Source organism: Pseudomonas sp. GW823-FHT02C02, assembly GCF_058797635.1.
This window is the reverse complement of record NZ_JBXAJV010000009.1, coordinates 42,720-58,549: the sequence shown is the minus strand read 5'-3', so window position 1 is coordinate 58,549 and position 15,830 is coordinate 42,720. Positions and strand designations below refer to the sequence as shown.

The following is a 15,830-nucleotide window of genomic DNA, read 5'->3' as shown; positions in this document are numbered from 1 at the left end:
CAAGAATCGGAGAACGTGTTCATGAAACGTCCACTTGCATTAACTGCCGTCCTGATGAGTTTTGCGACCTGTAGCCTCACAGCCGCCGCTGCTGGCGACGCCTCGGACCTGGGTAAGAGCCTGACGCAGTTCGGAGCGATTCAGGCCGGTAACGCCGATGGCACGATCCCCGCTTACGAGGGCGGCCTGACCACCGCACCAGCGGGTTTCAAGCCCGACAGCGGGTTTTGGGTTGATCCGTTCAAGGATGAAAAACCCCTGTTTCGCATTGACGCCAAAAATGTCGACAAGTATGCGGACAAGCTCAGCGAAGGGCAGAAAACCCTGATCAAGAAATACCCGACTTACTACATCGACATTTACCCAAGCCATCGCACCACCGCCTATCCCAAAGCGGTGCTCGATGCCACCGTGCGTAACGCCGGCAGCTGCACGATCCAGAAAGACGGCCTAGCCGTTGATCCATCCTGCCGTGGCGGCCTGCCGTTTCCGATTCCGAAGACCGGCAACGAAGTGATGTGGAACCAGCAGGTGCGCTACAAGATCGGCACCGGCTACTCGACCACGTCTTCGTCCAACAGCTGGGTAGTCGACGCCAACGGCTCGATCACCAAGACCGCCGAACAGGCGACATTCGAAGAAACCCCGTACTACCAGGTGACTCAAGCGGATCGCGATCCACTGATGTACGCCCGGGTGTTCTCGCGCAATGACTATCCGGCCCGGCGCTCCGGTGAAGTGGTGGTGCTCACTGACTTCCTCGATCCGTTGGCAAAGGCCCGTCGTTCGTTCAGTTATTCCCCAGGCCAGCGCCGGGTAAAACTGGCACCGGAATTTGCATTCGATACGCCCGTGGCCAGCCAGGGCGGTGTGACGCTGTTCGACGAACTGCAAATGTTCTCCGGCAGCCAGGACCGCTTTGACTACAAGCTGGTTGGTCGCAAGGAAATGTACATCCCGTACAACGCTTACAAGTTCTACTTTGGCGTCGGCAAGCAGGAAGATCAGTTCATGCCGCACCACGCCAACCCGGCGAACGAGCGTTGGGAGCTGCATCGGGTGTGGGTCGTGGAAGCGACGTTGAAGCCGGGCATGCGCCACGTCTACAGCAAACGCACCTATTACCTGGATGAAGATACTTTCGGGGTCGGCCTGTATGACGCCTGGGACAAGAGCGGCGCGTTGTATCGCTCGATCTTCCTCAGCGGCGTTCAGCTCTACGACAAAAACATTCCCTACAACGTGAAAAACGTCGTGTATGACTTCAACAAAGGCATGTACGCGTTGCTCAACGATGGTTTGAAAGGCGGCTACAAGTTCATCGACAAACCACTCTCCGAGCGTGACATGAACCCTGAAGCCATTGTGGCCCGGGTCACCCAGCGCTGATGTGATTTCGCCTGTCCTGCCTGCCGGTTTGCGCATCAAGCCGGGCAGGCAGAACAGGTGAGTTTGCCACGCGGGATGGTTAAGGAATAAAAATAATGACTAGCCCTTGCCCTGCTTCTTTTCTTCTTTCTACTTCGCGCCTGCTCCTGGCTGTCGCGTTGACGGTCGGCGCGAGCTCATTGCTGACAACGCCTGCCTACAGCGCCGCCGCGTTGTCGGCCGACTCGCTCGACGTGCCAGCGCAGCGGGTCGATGAACACCTGCCCGCACCCTTGCTGTCGGTCGCCACGGCGGGCAACACGATGATCGGCGTCGGCCTGCACGGGTTGATCCAGCGCTCCACCGATGAAGGCCGCACTTGGCAACAGGTCGCTAGCCCGGTGTCCAGCGATCTGGTGCAAGTACGGTTTCGCGGCGAGCGTGATGGCTGGATCGTCGGTCACGATGCGGTGGTCATGCACACCACCGACGGCGGTGAAAGCTGGCAAGTGCAACTCGACGGGCGCCGCCTGTTGACCTTGCTTAACGCTTACTACGGCCCTCGCGCTGAACAAGGCGATGAAGTCGCCGCCCAGATGCTCAAGGAAGTGGCGATGGCCGCCAGTACCTCGGCGACGCCGGACGTGTTGGCCGCACCCTTTCTCGATGTGATGTTCGATGAGCACGGCAGCGGGTTTGCCGTGGGTGCCTTCGGCATGTTGTTGCACAGCACGGACGACGGCCAGAACTGGCAACCGTGGACCGAGCGCAGTGACAACGATCGGCGCATGCACCTGTATGGCCTGGCGGAACAGGCCGGCACTTTTTACATCGGCGGTGAGCAGGGTCTGCTGCTGCGCCTGGATGGTCAGCAACAACGTTTCGTGAAAATCGATACGCCCTACACAGGCACGTACTTCGGCGTGCGCGCCTTCGACGGTCTGCTGCTGGCGTACGGACTGCGCGGCAATCTGTTTGCCAGCCGTGATGACGGCCAGCAGTGGCAGCCGGTGGCAACCAATCTCAATAGCAGCCTCGTCAGCATCGTCGAGCAGGGTGATGCCTTGATCGTCGTGAGCCAGGGTGGGCAACTGGTCAGTGTTGACCGGCAGAGTTTGCAGGTCACGCCGCTGGCAGACGCGCGGGTAGGCGAGGTGTATGCAGCCAGTGCCACCAAACAGGCTGGGAGCCTGCTTGTCACGCGCTTCAGCGGCGCCAAGGTCATCGATATCGCCCAGGCCAACTAACGCCGTCGGCACGATTCCCCTACGAGAAAGAAAAAATGGTCGAGCAAAAATTCAACAGCGGGATGCCAGTGATTGCCAACCTGGAGGACTTTGACAAAAACTCCGGTGGCTGGTTTGAACGGGTCATTTTCCGTCATCGCATGGTGGTCGTCGTTGCCTGCTTGCTCGCCACGGTGGTGTTGGGCTTCTTTGCTACACGGCTTCAGGTGAATGCCAGCTTCGAGAAAATGATTCCCAGCTCCAGCCCGTACATCAAGAATTACCTGGCCTATAAAAACCAGTTACCGGGCCTGGGTAACAGCATTCGCGTAGTGGTGGAAAACAAATCCGGTGATATCTACGACGCCGACTATCTGCTGGCGCTGCAAAAGGTCAACGACACCCTGTACCTGATTCCGGGAATCGACCGCTCCTGGATGAAATCGCTGTGGATGCCCATCGTTCGCTGGAAAGAAGTGACGGAGGAGGGCATTGATGGCGGTGCGGTCATGCCATCGGATTACGACGGCAGCGACAAGTCAATCAAGGCCCTGCGCCGCAATATCATGCGCTCCGGGATCATTGGCAACCTGGTGGCCAACGACGGTCAGTCGAGCATGATCGTCGCGCCGCTGCTCGATACCAATCCGCAGACCGGGCAACCCCTGGATTACGGTGATTTTTCCAAGCAGCTGGAAGCGCAGATTCGCTCGCTGGAAAGTGACAAGGTGGGCATCCACATTGTCGGTTTCAGCAAGCTGGTCGGCGACCTGATCGACGGCCTGTATTCGGTCATGCTGTTCTTTGGCGCATCGGTACTGATCGCCGGGTTGTTCGTCTATTTCTATACCCGCTGCCTGCGCAGCACGTTGCTGCTGGTGAGCGTGGCGGTGGCGGGGGTGGTGTGGCTGCTGGGTTTGATGCAAATCCTCGGTTACGAACTGGACCCTTACTCGATCCTGGTGCCGTTCCTGATTTTTGCCATCGGGATTTCCCATGGCACACAAAAAATGAACGGCATTCTTCAGGACATTGGCCGTGGCACCCATAAATACATCGCTGCGCGCTATACCTTCCGCCGTTTGTTTCTCACCGGCCTGACGGCGCTCCTGACCAATATCGTCGGTTTTGCCGTGCTGGTGATCATTGATATCCCGGTGATCCGCGACCTGGCCCTGACCACCAGCATCGGTGTCGCCGTGCTGATTTTCACTAAACTACTGCTGATTCCGGTGGCGCTGTCGTACCTGGGCGTCAGTAAGAAAGCCGCGCGTATTGCCATCGCCAAAGATCAGGCGGGCGCAGAAAATCGGGGCTTGCTCGGGCACCTCTGGCACAGTCTCGACCGCTTCACCGAACGTCCGTGGGCCACGGCGGTCATCGCCTTGTCGCTGCTGGTGACCTTGGGTTGCAGTGTGGTGATGATGCACCTCAAGGTGGGCGATCTGGACCCCGGCGCGCCCGAGTTGCGCGCGGATTCGCGCTACAACCTCGACAATGCCTACATCACCAGTCACTACGGACTTTCCAGTGACCAGTTTGTGGTCATCATGAAGACCAACGAAGACAGCTGCCGTCTGTACCAGTCGCTGCAAAGTATGGACAAACTGGCCTGGCGCCTGCGCCAGACGCCCGGTGTACAGACGACCCAGTCGCTGGCCGAAACCGTGCGGATGATCAGCTCTGGCATGGCTGAAGGCAGCCCTAAATGGCTGACCATCAGCCGTGACCAGGCGATCACCAACTCGGCGGTGGATGCGGCGATGATTTCTGCTCCGGGGATCACCAACCAGCAGTGCTCGGTCACTCCATTGATCGCCTACCTGGCCGATCACAAAGCGGACACCCTGAGCCGGGTTTTGAAGGTCTCAGAAGAGTTTGCCAAGGAAAATAACAGTCCTGCTGGCGCTGAACAGCCCGTGGAATTCCTCTTGGCCGCAGGAAATGCCGGCATCGAAGCCGCCACCAACATCGAGGTAGAGAAGGGCATCATCACCATGTACCTGGCGGTGTATGGCGCTACGGCCTTGCTCTGCCTGCTGACCTTCCGCAGTTGGCGCGCAACGTTGGTGGCACTGATTCCTTTGCTGATGACCACGATCATCTGCAAGGCGCTGATGGTCTGGTTGGGCATCGGCCTGAAAGTGGCGACCTTGCCGGTCATCGCCGTGGGTGTCGGTGTCGGGGTCGACTACGCGTTGTATCTGCTCAGTGTGCAACTGGCCGTGCAGGAACGCGGTGGCAGCCTGGCGGTTGCGTATCGCCGCTCGCTTGACTTCACCGGTCGTGTCGTTGCACTCGTTGGCCTGACCATGGCCGCCGGGGTGATTACCTGGGCCTGGTCGCCGATCAAGTTTCAGGCGGACATGGGCATTCTGCTGACCTTCATGTTCCTGTGGAACATGCTCGGTGCGCTGGTGCTGATACCGGCCCTCTCGCACTACCTGCTCAACCCTAAAGGCAACTCCAAGGCCGGCGTGACCCTCGATCTGGAGGACGCGCGCGCCCAGCAGGAACCGCGCAAACCCGCGGCTGGCGCACCTGCACCCCAATTGACTGAGCTCGCCTTACCCCGGCGCGTCCGCTGACTAATAGCCGGGCACAGACCTGGCTGGCAACTGCAAGGAGAGAACAATGTTCGAGTTATTGATGAGTGCCGACATGATGGTTCCGGACCCGGACGGCATGACGGAAATGTTGGTCGACAAGCTCGGCATCTACAAACACGAACGCTGGCGCCAGGCGTTCGATAATCACCCGTACATTGCGCATTTCCTGCGGGTGCACAAATCCCTGGCGGTGTCGCCCACGCGCATCGAACCGCAATGGCACCTGGACCGGCCGAACCCCGGTGATCCGTTGTTCCATGACTTTCTGGAAAGCCTGAAGGATTTCCAGGGGCATCATCGGCCGATGCTCACGCACTCCATCGTGCTGGCCCTGCACGGGGACAAGTTCGACTCGCTGGTCGACAAATTGATGCGTCGTCGCTTGCCGTTCCGCATGGCGCAGCGCACCCCGGAAATGCCCTTCGACCGCTTATGGCTGGGTGCTACTCCCGAGCAACCGTATTACCAACCCACTGTGGATGGCGGTTTGTGCATTGAAATCATGCCGACCGAGCCTTTGCAGATGCCGCCGGAAACCTATCAGATACCGCCGATGCAGCCGCGCGATCTCAAGCCTGGCGACATGGTCCGCGTCACTGCCCGTGGCTTCCTGGTGCGCGATCTCGACGAAACCCTGCGCAAGGTCTCGACCAACCTTGACTGGGAACCGAGCGGGCCTGTCGAGAACATCGGCAGCGAAGGTTACCGCCGTGCGCGAATGGGTTTCACCGTGCCGAACAGTGCCACCCTCGATGTGCTCGAGGCGACCTACTGGAACACCGACGCCGGCCACTACGTCAATAACTGGGGGCCGGGTCCGTACTACATCCGCATCGGTGTCAACGACCTGGCAGCCAAGGCTGAGGATCTGCGGTCTCGCGGCACGCGGTTCCAGTGGATCGAATCCTCGGAGGCCGTCGGTGGCCGTGCGTTGATCAAGATCGATCCACAAGAACTCAATGGCCAGGTCTTCGAGTTCGAGGAGTGCCCTGTATGAGCACAGCGCAAAAACCGCAGCCTCCCGTGCTGATCAACGACGCGGTGCGCCTTGAGCGTGATGCCATGGTGGGCTGGGTGGTACTGACCCGGCCCCGGCAGATCAACGCCATCAACGACGACATTCGTCAGGGCGTGCCGCAAGCACTGGCGCTGCTGCAGCAAGACCCGGACATTCGCGTGATCGTGATTCGCGGGGAAGGGGAGCGGGGCTTTTGTGCGGGGGCCGATATCAAGGAGCGCCGCGGCCCGGAATCGAGCCTGCAAGTGCGCCAGCGCATGGAACAGGTGCGCTGGATCGAAGCGCTGGATGGCATCAGCAAACCGGTGATCGCTGCCATTCATGGTTATTGCATGGGCGGTGGGCTGGAACTGGTGCTGGCGTGTGACATCCGCTTCGCCGCGCCCGATGCCGTGTTCGCCTTGCCGGAAACCGGCCTGGGGCTGATTCCCGGTGGCGGTGGTACGCAACGGCTTTCCCGAGTGGTCGCGCCGGGCCAGGCGTTGGACATGTTGCTCACCGGAGACCGGGTGGGTGCCGAGCAAGCGCAGCGCATTGGTCTGGTCAGTCGCTTGGCCAGTGATAATGCCAGCCTGCTGGACGAAGTCCGTGCCTTTGCTCAGCGCATCGCCAGCAAACCACCCACCGCGTCGGCTTTTGTCAAACAAGCGGCTCGGGCGGCACTGGACATGGACCTCAAACGTGGCCTGGATCTGGAGCTTGATCTGTTCGCCTTGCTGGCCCCGACCAAGGATGCCCGCGAAGCGGCCCAGGCGTTCAGCGAGCGGCGCGAACCGCGGTTTACCGGCGAGTAAAGCGCCACCCAAAACAATAAGGAACAGAACATGAGCACAGGAAAACTGGCAGGACGAGTGGCCATTATTACCGGCTCCGGTGGCGGCCTGGGCGCTGAGTGCGCACGGGTGCTGGCGTCGCATGGTGCAAGTATTGCGGTGGTCGATATCAATTTCGAGGGGGCCACAGCCGTGGCCCAATCACTCCTCGCGGAGGGTCATCAAGCCTTGGCGATCGCCACTGACGTGTCCTCGGAAGACGCCGTGCGGGCGATGGTTGCTCAGGTTAAACAGCATTTTGGCCGTATCGACATTCTGCACAACAACGCGGCGATCCTGAACGCCGAGCAACGTCAGCTGGACCGCGATTTCGTCAATCTCGACATGCAGGCCTGGGACCGCGCCATCGCCGTCAACCTTCGTGGCGCGGTGCTGTGCACCAAGCATGTGATACCGGTCATGCTGGAGACCGGCAAGGGCTCGATTATCTTCGCCACTTCGGGGCTGGGCATGCAGGGCGATATGTCCCTGACCGGCTACGCCACCTCGAAGGCGGGGCTGATGATGCTGCCGCGCATGGTCGCCTCGCAATACGGCAAACAAGGCATTCGCGGCAACGCCGTGCAGATCGGCCTGGCGCCTTCGGAACACGCCATGCCTGAACCCTTGCTCGACATCCTGCGAGACAACCACTGCACCGCCGAGCTGGGCACGCCTCGGCAGATTGCCGATGTGGTGGCGTTCCTGGCCAGTGACGAATCCTCCTTCGTCACCGGCACCACGCTGGTCGCCGACGGTGGTTTCAGCAGCCACACCCCCTCCCTGGTGGCGATGCGCGCGCTGTTTGCGCAGATGGGTCGCACCGGCATGTAACCCTTGCCCGGCGCACCCTGTGCGGTGCGCCGCGGCTGATCTTTGCCGCCATAGCCGCCGTGTGCCGCCGTGGTTGAACTTCGACTTGGAATTAATTGATGAACCAGAACCAAAATGCGAGCACTACGGATTTTGATGTGATCATCGTCGGCGGTGGCACCAATGGCCTTTCGGCTGGCTGCTACCTGGGCTTGGAAGGCAAGAAAGTGCTGGTTCTGGAGGCATTGGACAAGGTTGGCGGAATGGCCTCCTCGGGTTACCTGATACCGGAAGCGCCGCAGCATCTGGTTCATCCCTGTGCCCTGGACATGATGTCGATGCGCGTGCATTCCCATGTACCAGCGGAGTTGGGACTTGATCGACACGGTTTCAAATCGATAGAGCTTGCGCCGGGGTACGTGTACCTGCACCCGGATGGGCAATCTCTGATTTTCTGGCGCGATCGCGAGAAAACCGCCGCTGAGATCCGCCGGTTCAGCAGCAAGGACGCCGAGGCGTTTCTGCAGTTCATGAAAGTCATCGACATGTTCCTCGATATCGCGTTGCCGATGATGCGTGTCGATCCGGCCAAAACAAACCTCGGTGTGAAGCTGAAAATGCTTGGCACCGCGATCAAACACAAAGCCTTGAAACCCGAATTGATGGCGCTGATGACGGGCTCTGCATTGCAGGCGGCGCGTGAGCGCTTCGAACACCCGGTGACCATTTCCGCAATGTGCGCACTCACTGGCCTGGCGGGGGACATCAGCGCCGATGGCGGTGGCATCTATTACGCCTTGCTCGGTTTCCTCCATCGTTTTGGCGTGGGCCGGGTATTGGGTGGCATGCAGCAGTTGAGCAATGCCATGAAGGCTCGACTGGAAGAGCTGGGCGGGCAAGTGCTGGTGTCGGCCAGCGTCAGTGAAATCGTTGCAAGGGACGGTCTGATCAAAGGCGTGAAACTGGCGGATGGTCGCCAGTTCACCGCACGGGCAGTCATTGCTGGCTGCCACCCCAAGCCGGCGCTGGATATGGTTACCCCCGGCGAGATTCCCCAACACCTGTTGACCCGCATCGCCATGGCGCCTGCCAACGGCAAAGGCTCGGGGCCACTGAAGATAGATGTTGCCTTGCGTGGGCAGATTTCTGTGCCACGTTTCGCTGCCATTCGCGGCGATGGCGTGGATTTGCGTAAAACCGTCATGCTGATCGGTACCGAAGAAGCCGTGCTGGAAAACTTCGCCGCCTGCGCCCGTGGTGAAGTGCCGAAGTTGCCCTATATCACCGTGGCCGCACCGAGTGCGGCCGACCCGTCACAAGCGCCAGCCGGGCAAGATGTGTTGTACATCTATCCGCCGGTAATGCCGGTGAATCCCAATGAAGGTTGGGACGCGCTGCGTGACCGGGTGGCCGACCAAGTGCAGGAACAGCTATATGACTACATCGATGGGATCGAGGGGCAGGTGATTGGCCGACACATCGAGGCGGCTCCGGATTTTACTGCGCGCTTGAACACAGTGAATGGCTGCGTGGTGCATATCGACACCACCTCGATGCGCTCGAGCACCATGCGACCGGCGTACGGTTTGGGCGGCGATACCTTGCCGGTGGCGGGACTGTATTTAGGGAGTGCCGGCATTCATCCGGGCGGAGGGGTAAACGGTATGGCCGGGCGGTTGGCGGCCAAGCGGGTGAGTAAGTATTTGCGTAAAAAGGCTGACTGAAGCGCAGTCAGGTGTACATATCCATTCCTGCGGTAACGACCGCTATTGGTTTCGCCCTTACGGCGAGTCACTTGGAAAAGCCCCAAGTAACCAAGGGCTCTTGCCCCTTTCGTTCGGTGCCTCGCTGTGGCTCGGCATGCCCTCGCTCCGGTCCTGCTCCGTGGGCCCGCCGCCATCGGCCATCCATGGCCGGGGGCGGCTAACCCGGCATCCCTGCCGGGTTGCCCACTGCGCAGAACCTGCGCTCGGCCTCTCGAGGGGGCAAGAAGATCAAAAGCCAGATCAAAATCGTGCGAGGCGGCCTGATAGCCGACCTGGTTCTTTGGTCGTGCGCGATCCCTGTAGGAGCCGGCTTGCTGGCGATAGCGGCTGTCCAGTCAATAAACAGGTTGATTGACCCACCGCTATCGCCAGCAAGCCGGTTCCTACACGGTCATATTGCCAATTCAAATCATGTACACGATCAAACCAGCGAAGCACACCCGCTTGACGCCAAGGTCGGCTGTCAGGCCGCCTCGGTTTTGATTTTGATCTGAGGCGCCCCGTTAACTACGCTGGCCGAACGCAGGCATTGCGCAGCGGGGAAACCGGCAAGCATGCCGGTTTAGCCGCGCTGGGCCAGGGATGGCCCATCGCGGCGACCCGCGGAGCAATGCCTGCGTTCGGGCACACCGAGCCTAGGCGAGGTGCCAAGTGGTGGGGCAAGAGCCTTTGCTTACTTTGGGCTTTTCAAAGTGAGTCGCTGTAAAAGCGAAACCAATACCCGCCGTCGCCGCAGAAACGGATATGTACCCCTGAAAAAACTGCGTCATCCCCAACAATCAACCAAGGTCGACTGTTCTATCGGCCCCCAGCGAAATGCTAGCCAGAACAAAGTCCGCCGAGTACTGCCGCCACGTAGCCATGCCTTGCTCGGAGTCCGTATCCAGCCCGGCAAGTGCCGACATCGAATACCGATTGGTAAACCAGCCCGTAGTCACCAACGAAGCGCTGGCCAATAACAAACGCGGGTTGATGCCGGCGCGAAAATCACCACTGGCGGCGCCGCGCAACAGTATCGCGTCAAGCTTGGCAATCAGCTTCGGTGCCATTTCCAGAAAGTGGTTACGCGGTGTTTCGTGGGTGTCATGGTAGCGAATGCCTTCCAGCGCCAGGCTGCCGAGGAAGGGGTCCAGACGGTACTGGTCAAAAAAATGGTTGAGCACGGCGCGCATCGCCACTGGCGGTGAAAGCTCTTCGACATTGAGGTTGACCAGCTCGGACATGATGTTGTCCGAAGACTCATCCAGTACCGCTACAAACAGGCCTTCCTTGGAGTTGTAATAGTGGTAGACCAGTTGCTTGGTGACGCCGGCTTCCCGGGCAATTTCTTCCACGCGCGCACCGGCCAGGCCTTTTCTGGCGAACTCCACGCGCGCTGCCGCGAGCAGGCGATTCATCGTATTGCGTTTGCCCTGTTCGCCACCTTCGCCTGCCTTTACCGCCACCTTGTACTCCTTATGCCTGAATGGGTCTGGCTATTCATACCTTGAAGCATTTTCCCTGAGGGCTTCGTTTGACCCCGAGTCAAACGAAGCGGGTCACCGGTGTAGAGGCAACCGCATACCATGGGGTGGCAGCCGGGCAATCTTGGTATGCAAGAAGAACAAAAACAAGACTGGAGATCCTGATGAGCAACGAAAGCGCAGCGCTGGAGCTGGCAACCGCATACTCCGCCGTGTCGGAAATGTATCGTGGCACCGACCTGGATATTCACGCGGTGTGCCGCGAGCAACGGTTGAAATCGCCCATCTATGAAGGCGACTTCATCATCCAGTTTGGCGTCCCGACCAATGCCGGCACCCAGCAGGGTACTCGCCCGACCTTCGCCTTGTTCAAATACCAGGACGTGATGACGGTTCTGCGCGATGGTGCGACTTACACCAGTGGATTTATTGCCGAAGGACTGGGAGCGTTTTTCGATGGTTTGATCATTCTGGCCATGGACGGTGACGAGCACCGCAAAGTGCGTGCCTTGTTGCAACCGGCGTTCATGCCGGAGACCGTGAACAAGTGGCGCCCACAGATCGACCAGGTCATCCGTGAGGAGTACATCCTGCCGATGTTGCCGGCGAAGAAGGCCGACTTGATGAAGTTCGGTCTCGAGCTGCCGATTCGCGTCATGTACGCCCTGATGGGCTTCCCCTCGGATGAACCCTCCAAGTACAAGCAATACGCGGCCTGGGCCTTGGCAATTGTCGGCGGCAACCAGATTGACCCGAGTAAAATGGTCGAAGCGCGGCGACAGGCCGGGATCGCCGTCAAAGGTCTGTACGACGCGCTTGCCGAGGTCGTGGTGCAACGTCGTGCCGAGGGCAGCCAGGGCGATGATGTGGTCGGTCGTTTGCTGCGCGCGGAATACGAAGGGCGCACGCTGGATGACCACGAGGTGATCACCTTCACTCGCTCACTGTTGCCGGCCGCCGGCGAAACCACCACGCGCATGTTCGGCTCGGTGATGACCTTGCTGCTCACCACACCCGGGTTACTGGACCGGGTCAAGGCCGACCGCTCGCTGATCGGCAAGCTGATGGATGAAACCACGCGATTTGAACCGGTGGCCACTTTCAAAGTGCGCGAAACTGCCAAAGAAGTGGAATTTCATGGTGTGAAAATCCCGAAGGGTTCGTTCGTCCAGTGCATGGTGGTGTCTGCCAACCGCGACGAAGACGCATTTGAAAACCCCGATGAATTCGACATTGACCGCAAGCCCAAACCCTCCTTCGGTTTCGGCTTCGGCCCGCACATGTGCATCGGTCAGTTCGTTGCCAAGGTGGAGATCAGCTGCGCGGTCAACGCAATCCTCGACCTCCTCCCTAACTTGCGCCTCGACCCGAGCCAACCCGTCCCGCAGATCGGCGGCGCGCAGTTGCGTGGCGTGTCCACGCTCCCGGTGATCTGGGACTGAGCCACGCCGCAATCCCGTTTCCCTGCCTCAACAAAAACAACAGAGGGCATTATGAGAACGTTTAAAACCATCCCCGAACGCGGTGATTTCGGCTTCCAACAACTGGTTGGGCCGCACCAGGTCACCGGCGCGTCGATGTCATCAGAGCGCGGCTTCTTCGGCCTGCACCTGAGCAAGAGTTCGCCGTTCGGATCGGTGCGCGATGAGCAAGGCAATATCTATTCCTTCGTCCGCTCGCTGATGGCGCCAAATGGCACGCCGAATCCAACCAAGTTCTTCTACCTGAACAACCATGTCGACAACGTTCACCTGCGCATGGATCACGAAAAAATGGCCCGTCAGGCACTGACGCCGTTGCCGGTGCACAGCCTGGAAGGCGATGTCGCACGTTGGGCCAGCCAACCGGGTGAAGCCGGTAACGCTTGGGAAATAACGGCCAGCAGCGAACGCTTGACCTGGAAAGAAGAAGGCCTGTTTAACCTCGAAGGACGTCTGCTCGGTCCGGGACTGCAGTGGTATTTACCCGGCGTGGAATGGGGCACTTTCTACGTTTCGCAGTTGTGGGACATCGCCGGCGTCTGCGAAGGGCGTCCAGTCAAAGGCGCGATGGCACTGGATCAGTTTTACATGGCTGAAGGCGGCGCCATCCACTTCAAGAAAGACCTGGTGGTGAACAACAACAAGCATGTGATCTGGTGGTCTTTCGTCACCGTTTATAAAGACGGCACGTGGGATACCGGTTCTTTCATGGTCGGTCACGACCACTTGGGTTACGCCATTTTCAACAATGAAAAAGGCGAAGTGCGGGTGACCACCGATATCGAAGGACACACCGAGCACAAGGACGGCAGCTACTTCCTCAAGTCCGCGAAAATTGTGCTTGAGGGCGAGGAAGCGTGGGAGTTCCTGCCGGACGAGAAGGGCGAGATGATCGACTTCGTCGGCGGCTTCCCGATCACGGCGCAGCAGGAAGGCCGTTGGCGCCGGGTGGGCGATACCCGCGAGCCGTCTCACTGGCTGGGCTGGGGCGAATCGGACCGGCGTAACGGCTCGGCCCGCAACGTTCCAGGCAAGGACCTGTAATCAGCCGGATGCGCCGGGTTGCGATCATTATCCGGCGCATACGCTGCATCAGTAGCCTCTCTAATAACAACAATGAGGAATCACGATGAAATTCCGTGACAAAGTCGTGCTGGTCACTGGTGCCGGCCGAGGCATGGGCCGCGCCATTGCCCTGGCCTATGCCCGAGAGGGCGCCAAGGTAGTGGTGTCGGCACGCACCGCTCGATATGGCGAAGAAACCATTGCCCAGATCAAGGCCCTGGGCGCGCAAGCCTGTCTGGTCGGTGGCGACATCGCCGACCGCGAGGCGATCAAGTCAATGGTGCAAGGTGGTGTAGAGCATTTTGGTGGTCTGGATATTGTGGTGCATTGCGCCGCCGATACCAGCCACGGGCTGATCGCCGAAATGGCCGATGACACCTTTGATCACATCGTTCGCAGCAATATTCAGTCGCTGTTCTGGCTGGCCAAGGACAGCGCGCCATACCTGTCCAAAGCGGTCGACAAAGGCCGGCTGATTTTCATCTCGTCCGGCGAAGCCAACCGTAAATACACCCCTCGACTGATTGCCTATGGTTCCAGCAAAGCCTTCATGAATGCCTTCGCCCGTGGCCTGGCGGTGGAATTCGGCGCCATGAACATTCTGGTCAACGTCGTCGAGCCTGGACTGATCGGCACTGACCACATGCTCGAAACCCTTGGCAATGAACTGCCGCATAAACTCGCCGCACATTTCCCGGTAGGGCGTTTGGGCGAATCCGCCGACATTGCCAACGCCGTCCTGTTCCTGACCTCCAACGAGGCTTCCTATATCACCGGCACCTCGCTGCTGGTGGATGGCGGCGCCACCATGATCGCGCTGCCCAAAGTCGAAGAAATCCTCAAGGGCCATTAATCAAGTCGCACGTGCGCGATGGGAGTCAGGTCATGACATCGGATACACGCAGTAGCAGCACCACTGCCCACGCTGGCAATGATTTTTCCGAGTTCAAGCGCGGCTGGCGGGTGGTTGTCCTAGGCCTGTTTGGCATCTGCACCAGCATTACCGCTGCGTTGCTGTACGCCTTCGGCACACTGGTGATTCCACTGGAGCAGGCGTTCGGTTGGAGCCGTGGCGACTTGCAAGCCTCCATCACCTTTCTCTTCGCCGGGGTGGCGATTTCCACGCAACTGGTCGGCTGGCTGTACCGTCGTTTCGGTCTGCGCCGGGTGGCGATTGTTTCGATTGTGCTGCAGATCGTCGGTTACTTTGCGATCACGCGGATTCAGGGTTCAATCGGCTGGTTGTACCTGGCGTTTTTCAGCATGCCCATCATCTGTGCCGGGACCATTGCGATCACCTGGACACAATTGGTCAACCTCTGGTTCGAGCGTAACCGTGGACTGGCGTTGGCTGTGATTCTGTGTGGCACCGGGCTGATGGCGATGATTCTGCCACCCTTGTTGTCGCGGCTGATTGCCGCCTACGGTTGGCAAGCCGGATTTATTGCATTGGGCGCGATGCCGTTGCTGTTTACGCTGCCCTTGGCATTGATGTGGTTGCGCATGCCGGCGCTGCTCGCCAGTCCTGACACGACGACGCAAAAGGAACTTCCGGAGCTGTCCGGCATGTCCTTTAAACAAGCAGTGCGCTCAGGGATGTACTGGGGCTTTAACGTCGCGTTGATATTGTCGGTGTCGTTGACCGTCGGCATGGTCACCAACATGGTGCCGATGCTGCAAAGCAAGGGCCTGAGTGCGCAGCAAGCCAGCCAGATCTTCAGCACCTTTGGTATTTCCATCATCGGCGGACGCTTGTTGGTGGGTTATCTACTGGACCGCTATTCACCTTCGGTGGTGGCCGCCGTGAGCCTGGCGCTACCCGCATTTGGCTGCGCGATCTTTCTCTTTGGCGGCGCGCAGAACACACCGTTGCTGGTGCTGGCGACCCTGTGCATCGGCGCCAGTGCCGGGGCTGAGTTCGATCTAGCGGCATTCCTGATGGCGCGCTATTTCGGCTTGAAAGACTACGCGCGGATTTTTGGCCTGCACCTGTGCCTGATCACCATTGTGTCCGGTCTGGTGCCCATGCTGTTCGGCCATCTTTATGACCTGTACGGCAGCTATTCCGCCGTGCTGGTGTGCTGTTTCTGCTGCGCCATTATCGGCCCGACCATTCTGCTGTGGTTGAGGATGGAGCCGGCATTTCTCGCCCGTCAGCAAAAACTGCGCAACGGCAACACGCCTGAACCCACCCGAGGATGAACGTGAT

General features: G+C 59.4%; 12 protein-coding genes. 11 read left to right on the top strand and 1 reads right to left on the bottom strand.

Annotation, left to right across the window (positions count from 1 at the left end):
• The first annotated feature begins 21 nt into the window (after positions 1-21).
• The 7 genes from AC1ROI_RS17565 to AC1ROI_RS17535 all read left to right on the top strand — a co-directional run bounded on the left by AC1ROI_RS17565 (position 22) and on the right by AC1ROI_RS17535 (position 9,570).
• On the top strand, positions 22-1,389 hold the full coding sequence (locus tag AC1ROI_RS17565) for a DUF1329 domain-containing protein (protein WP_083376112.1): 1,368 nt from the start codon (positions 22-24) through the stop codon (positions 1,387-1,389).
• A gap of 95 nt (positions 1,390-1,484) precedes the next feature.
• Entirely contained in the window at positions 1,485-2,615 is a 1,131-nt protein-coding gene (locus AC1ROI_RS17560; protein WP_083376113.1) for a YCF48-related protein, read from the top strand.
• Between the two features lie 35 nt (positions 2,616-2,650).
• Positions 2,651-5,182 (top strand): efflux RND transporter permease subunit, encoded by a 2,532-nt coding sequence (locus AC1ROI_RS17555; RefSeq protein WP_083376114.1) that lies wholly within the window; start codon positions 2,651-2,653, stop codon positions 5,180-5,182.
• Between the two features lie 46 nt (positions 5,183-5,228).
• On the top strand, positions 5,229-6,200 hold the full coding sequence (locus AC1ROI_RS17550; RefSeq protein ID WP_083376115.1) for a VOC family protein: 972 nt from the start codon (positions 5,229-5,231) through the stop codon (positions 6,198-6,200).
• Complete coding sequence (locus tag AC1ROI_RS17545) at positions 6,197-7,015, top strand: enoyl-CoA hydratase/isomerase family protein (protein WP_083376116.1); 819 nt, start codon at positions 6,197-6,199, stop codon at positions 7,013-7,015. The genes AC1ROI_RS17550 and AC1ROI_RS17545 overlap by 4 nt, the downstream gene beginning before the upstream one ends.
• Before the next feature lie 30 nt (positions 7,016-7,045).
• A complete protein-coding gene (locus AC1ROI_RS17540; RefSeq protein WP_083376117.1) occupies positions 7,046-7,867 on the top strand; it encodes an SDR family NAD(P)-dependent oxidoreductase in 822 nt (273 codons plus the stop codon).
• Positions 7,868-7,965: 98 nt separating this feature from the next.
• Positions 7,966-9,570, top strand: coding sequence for a phytoene desaturase family protein (locus AC1ROI_RS17535; protein ID WP_083376118.1), 1,605 nt, complete (start codon positions 7,966-7,968; stop codon positions 9,568-9,570).
• Positions 9,571-10,391: 821 nt separating this feature from the next.
• Here AC1ROI_RS17535 and AC1ROI_RS17530 read toward each other — a convergent pair.
• Positions 10,392-11,057: a TetR/AcrR family transcriptional regulator gene (locus AC1ROI_RS17530; RefSeq protein WP_083376119.1), complete on the bottom strand. Its 666-nt coding sequence runs from the start codon at positions 11,055-11,057 to the stop codon at positions 10,392-10,394.
• A gap of 182 nt (positions 11,058-11,239) precedes the next feature.
• Here AC1ROI_RS17530 and AC1ROI_RS17525 point away from each other — a divergent pair, with 182 nt between their 5' ends.
• The 4 genes from AC1ROI_RS17525 (at position 11,240) to AC1ROI_RS17510 (ending at position 15,823) form a co-directional block, all read left to right on the top strand.
• Positions 11,240-12,517: a cytochrome P450 gene (locus AC1ROI_RS17525; protein ID WP_172962146.1), complete on the top strand. Its 1,278-nt coding sequence runs from the start codon at positions 11,240-11,242 to the stop codon at positions 12,515-12,517.
• Positions 12,518-12,568: 51 nt separating this feature from the next.
• On the top strand, positions 12,569-13,600 hold the full coding sequence (locus AC1ROI_RS17520; protein ID WP_083376120.1) for a hypothetical protein: 1,032 nt from the start codon (positions 12,569-12,571) through the stop codon (positions 13,598-13,600).
• A gap of 85 nt (positions 13,601-13,685) precedes the next feature.
• The gene (locus AC1ROI_RS17515) at positions 13,686-14,474 is read left to right on the top strand and encodes an SDR family NAD(P)-dependent oxidoreductase (RefSeq protein WP_083376121.1); all 789 of its coding nucleotides are present in this window, start codon (positions 13,686-13,688) and stop codon (positions 14,472-14,474) included.
• 32 nt (positions 14,475-14,506) lie between these two features.
• Entirely contained in the window at positions 14,507-15,823 is a 1,317-nt protein-coding gene (locus AC1ROI_RS17510; protein WP_083376122.1) for an MFS transporter, read from the top strand.
• Positions 15,824-15,830 lie beyond the last annotated feature (7 nt).

What these genes read in the sequence shown, in the direction of transcription:
- AC1ROI_RS17520 (WP_083376120.1), top strand. Translation starts at nt 12,569, where the DNA reads ATGAGAACGTTTAAAACCATCCCCGAACGCGGTGATTTCGGCTTCCAA.
- AC1ROI_RS17540 (WP_083376117.1), top strand. Translation starts at nt 7,046, where the DNA reads ATGAGCACAGGAAAACTGGCAGGACGAGTGGCCATTATTACCGGCTCC.
- AC1ROI_RS17525 (WP_172962146.1), top strand. Translation starts at nt 11,240, where the DNA reads ATGAGCAACGAAAGCGCAGCGCTGGAGCTGGCAACCGCATACTCCGCC.
- AC1ROI_RS17535 (WP_083376118.1), top strand. Translation starts at nt 7,966, where the DNA reads ATGAACCAGAACCAAAATGCGAGCACTACGGATTTTGATGTGATCATC.
- AC1ROI_RS17550 (WP_083376115.1), top strand. Translation starts at nt 5,229, where the DNA reads ATGTTCGAGTTATTGATGAGTGCCGACATGATGGTTCCGGACCCGGAC.
- AC1ROI_RS17515 (WP_083376121.1), top strand. Translation starts at nt 13,686, where the DNA reads ATGAAATTCCGTGACAAAGTCGTGCTGGTCACTGGTGCCGGCCGAGGC.
- AC1ROI_RS17510 (WP_083376122.1), top strand. Translation starts at nt 14,507, where the DNA reads ATGACATCGGATACACGCAGTAGCAGCACCACTGCCCACGCTGGCAAT.
- AC1ROI_RS17545 (WP_083376116.1), top strand. Translation starts at nt 6,197, where the DNA reads ATGAGCACAGCGCAAAAACCGCAGCCTCCCGTGCTGATCAACGACGCG.
- AC1ROI_RS17560 (WP_083376113.1), top strand. Translation starts at nt 1,485, where the DNA reads ATGACTAGCCCTTGCCCTGCTTCTTTTCTTCTTTCTACTTCGCGCCTG.
- AC1ROI_RS17565 (WP_083376112.1), top strand. Translation starts at nt 22, where the DNA reads ATGAAACGTCCACTTGCATTAACTGCCGTCCTGATGAGTTTTGCGACC.
- AC1ROI_RS17555 (WP_083376114.1), top strand. Translation starts at nt 2,651, where the DNA reads ATGGTCGAGCAAAAATTCAACAGCGGGATGCCAGTGATTGCCAACCTG.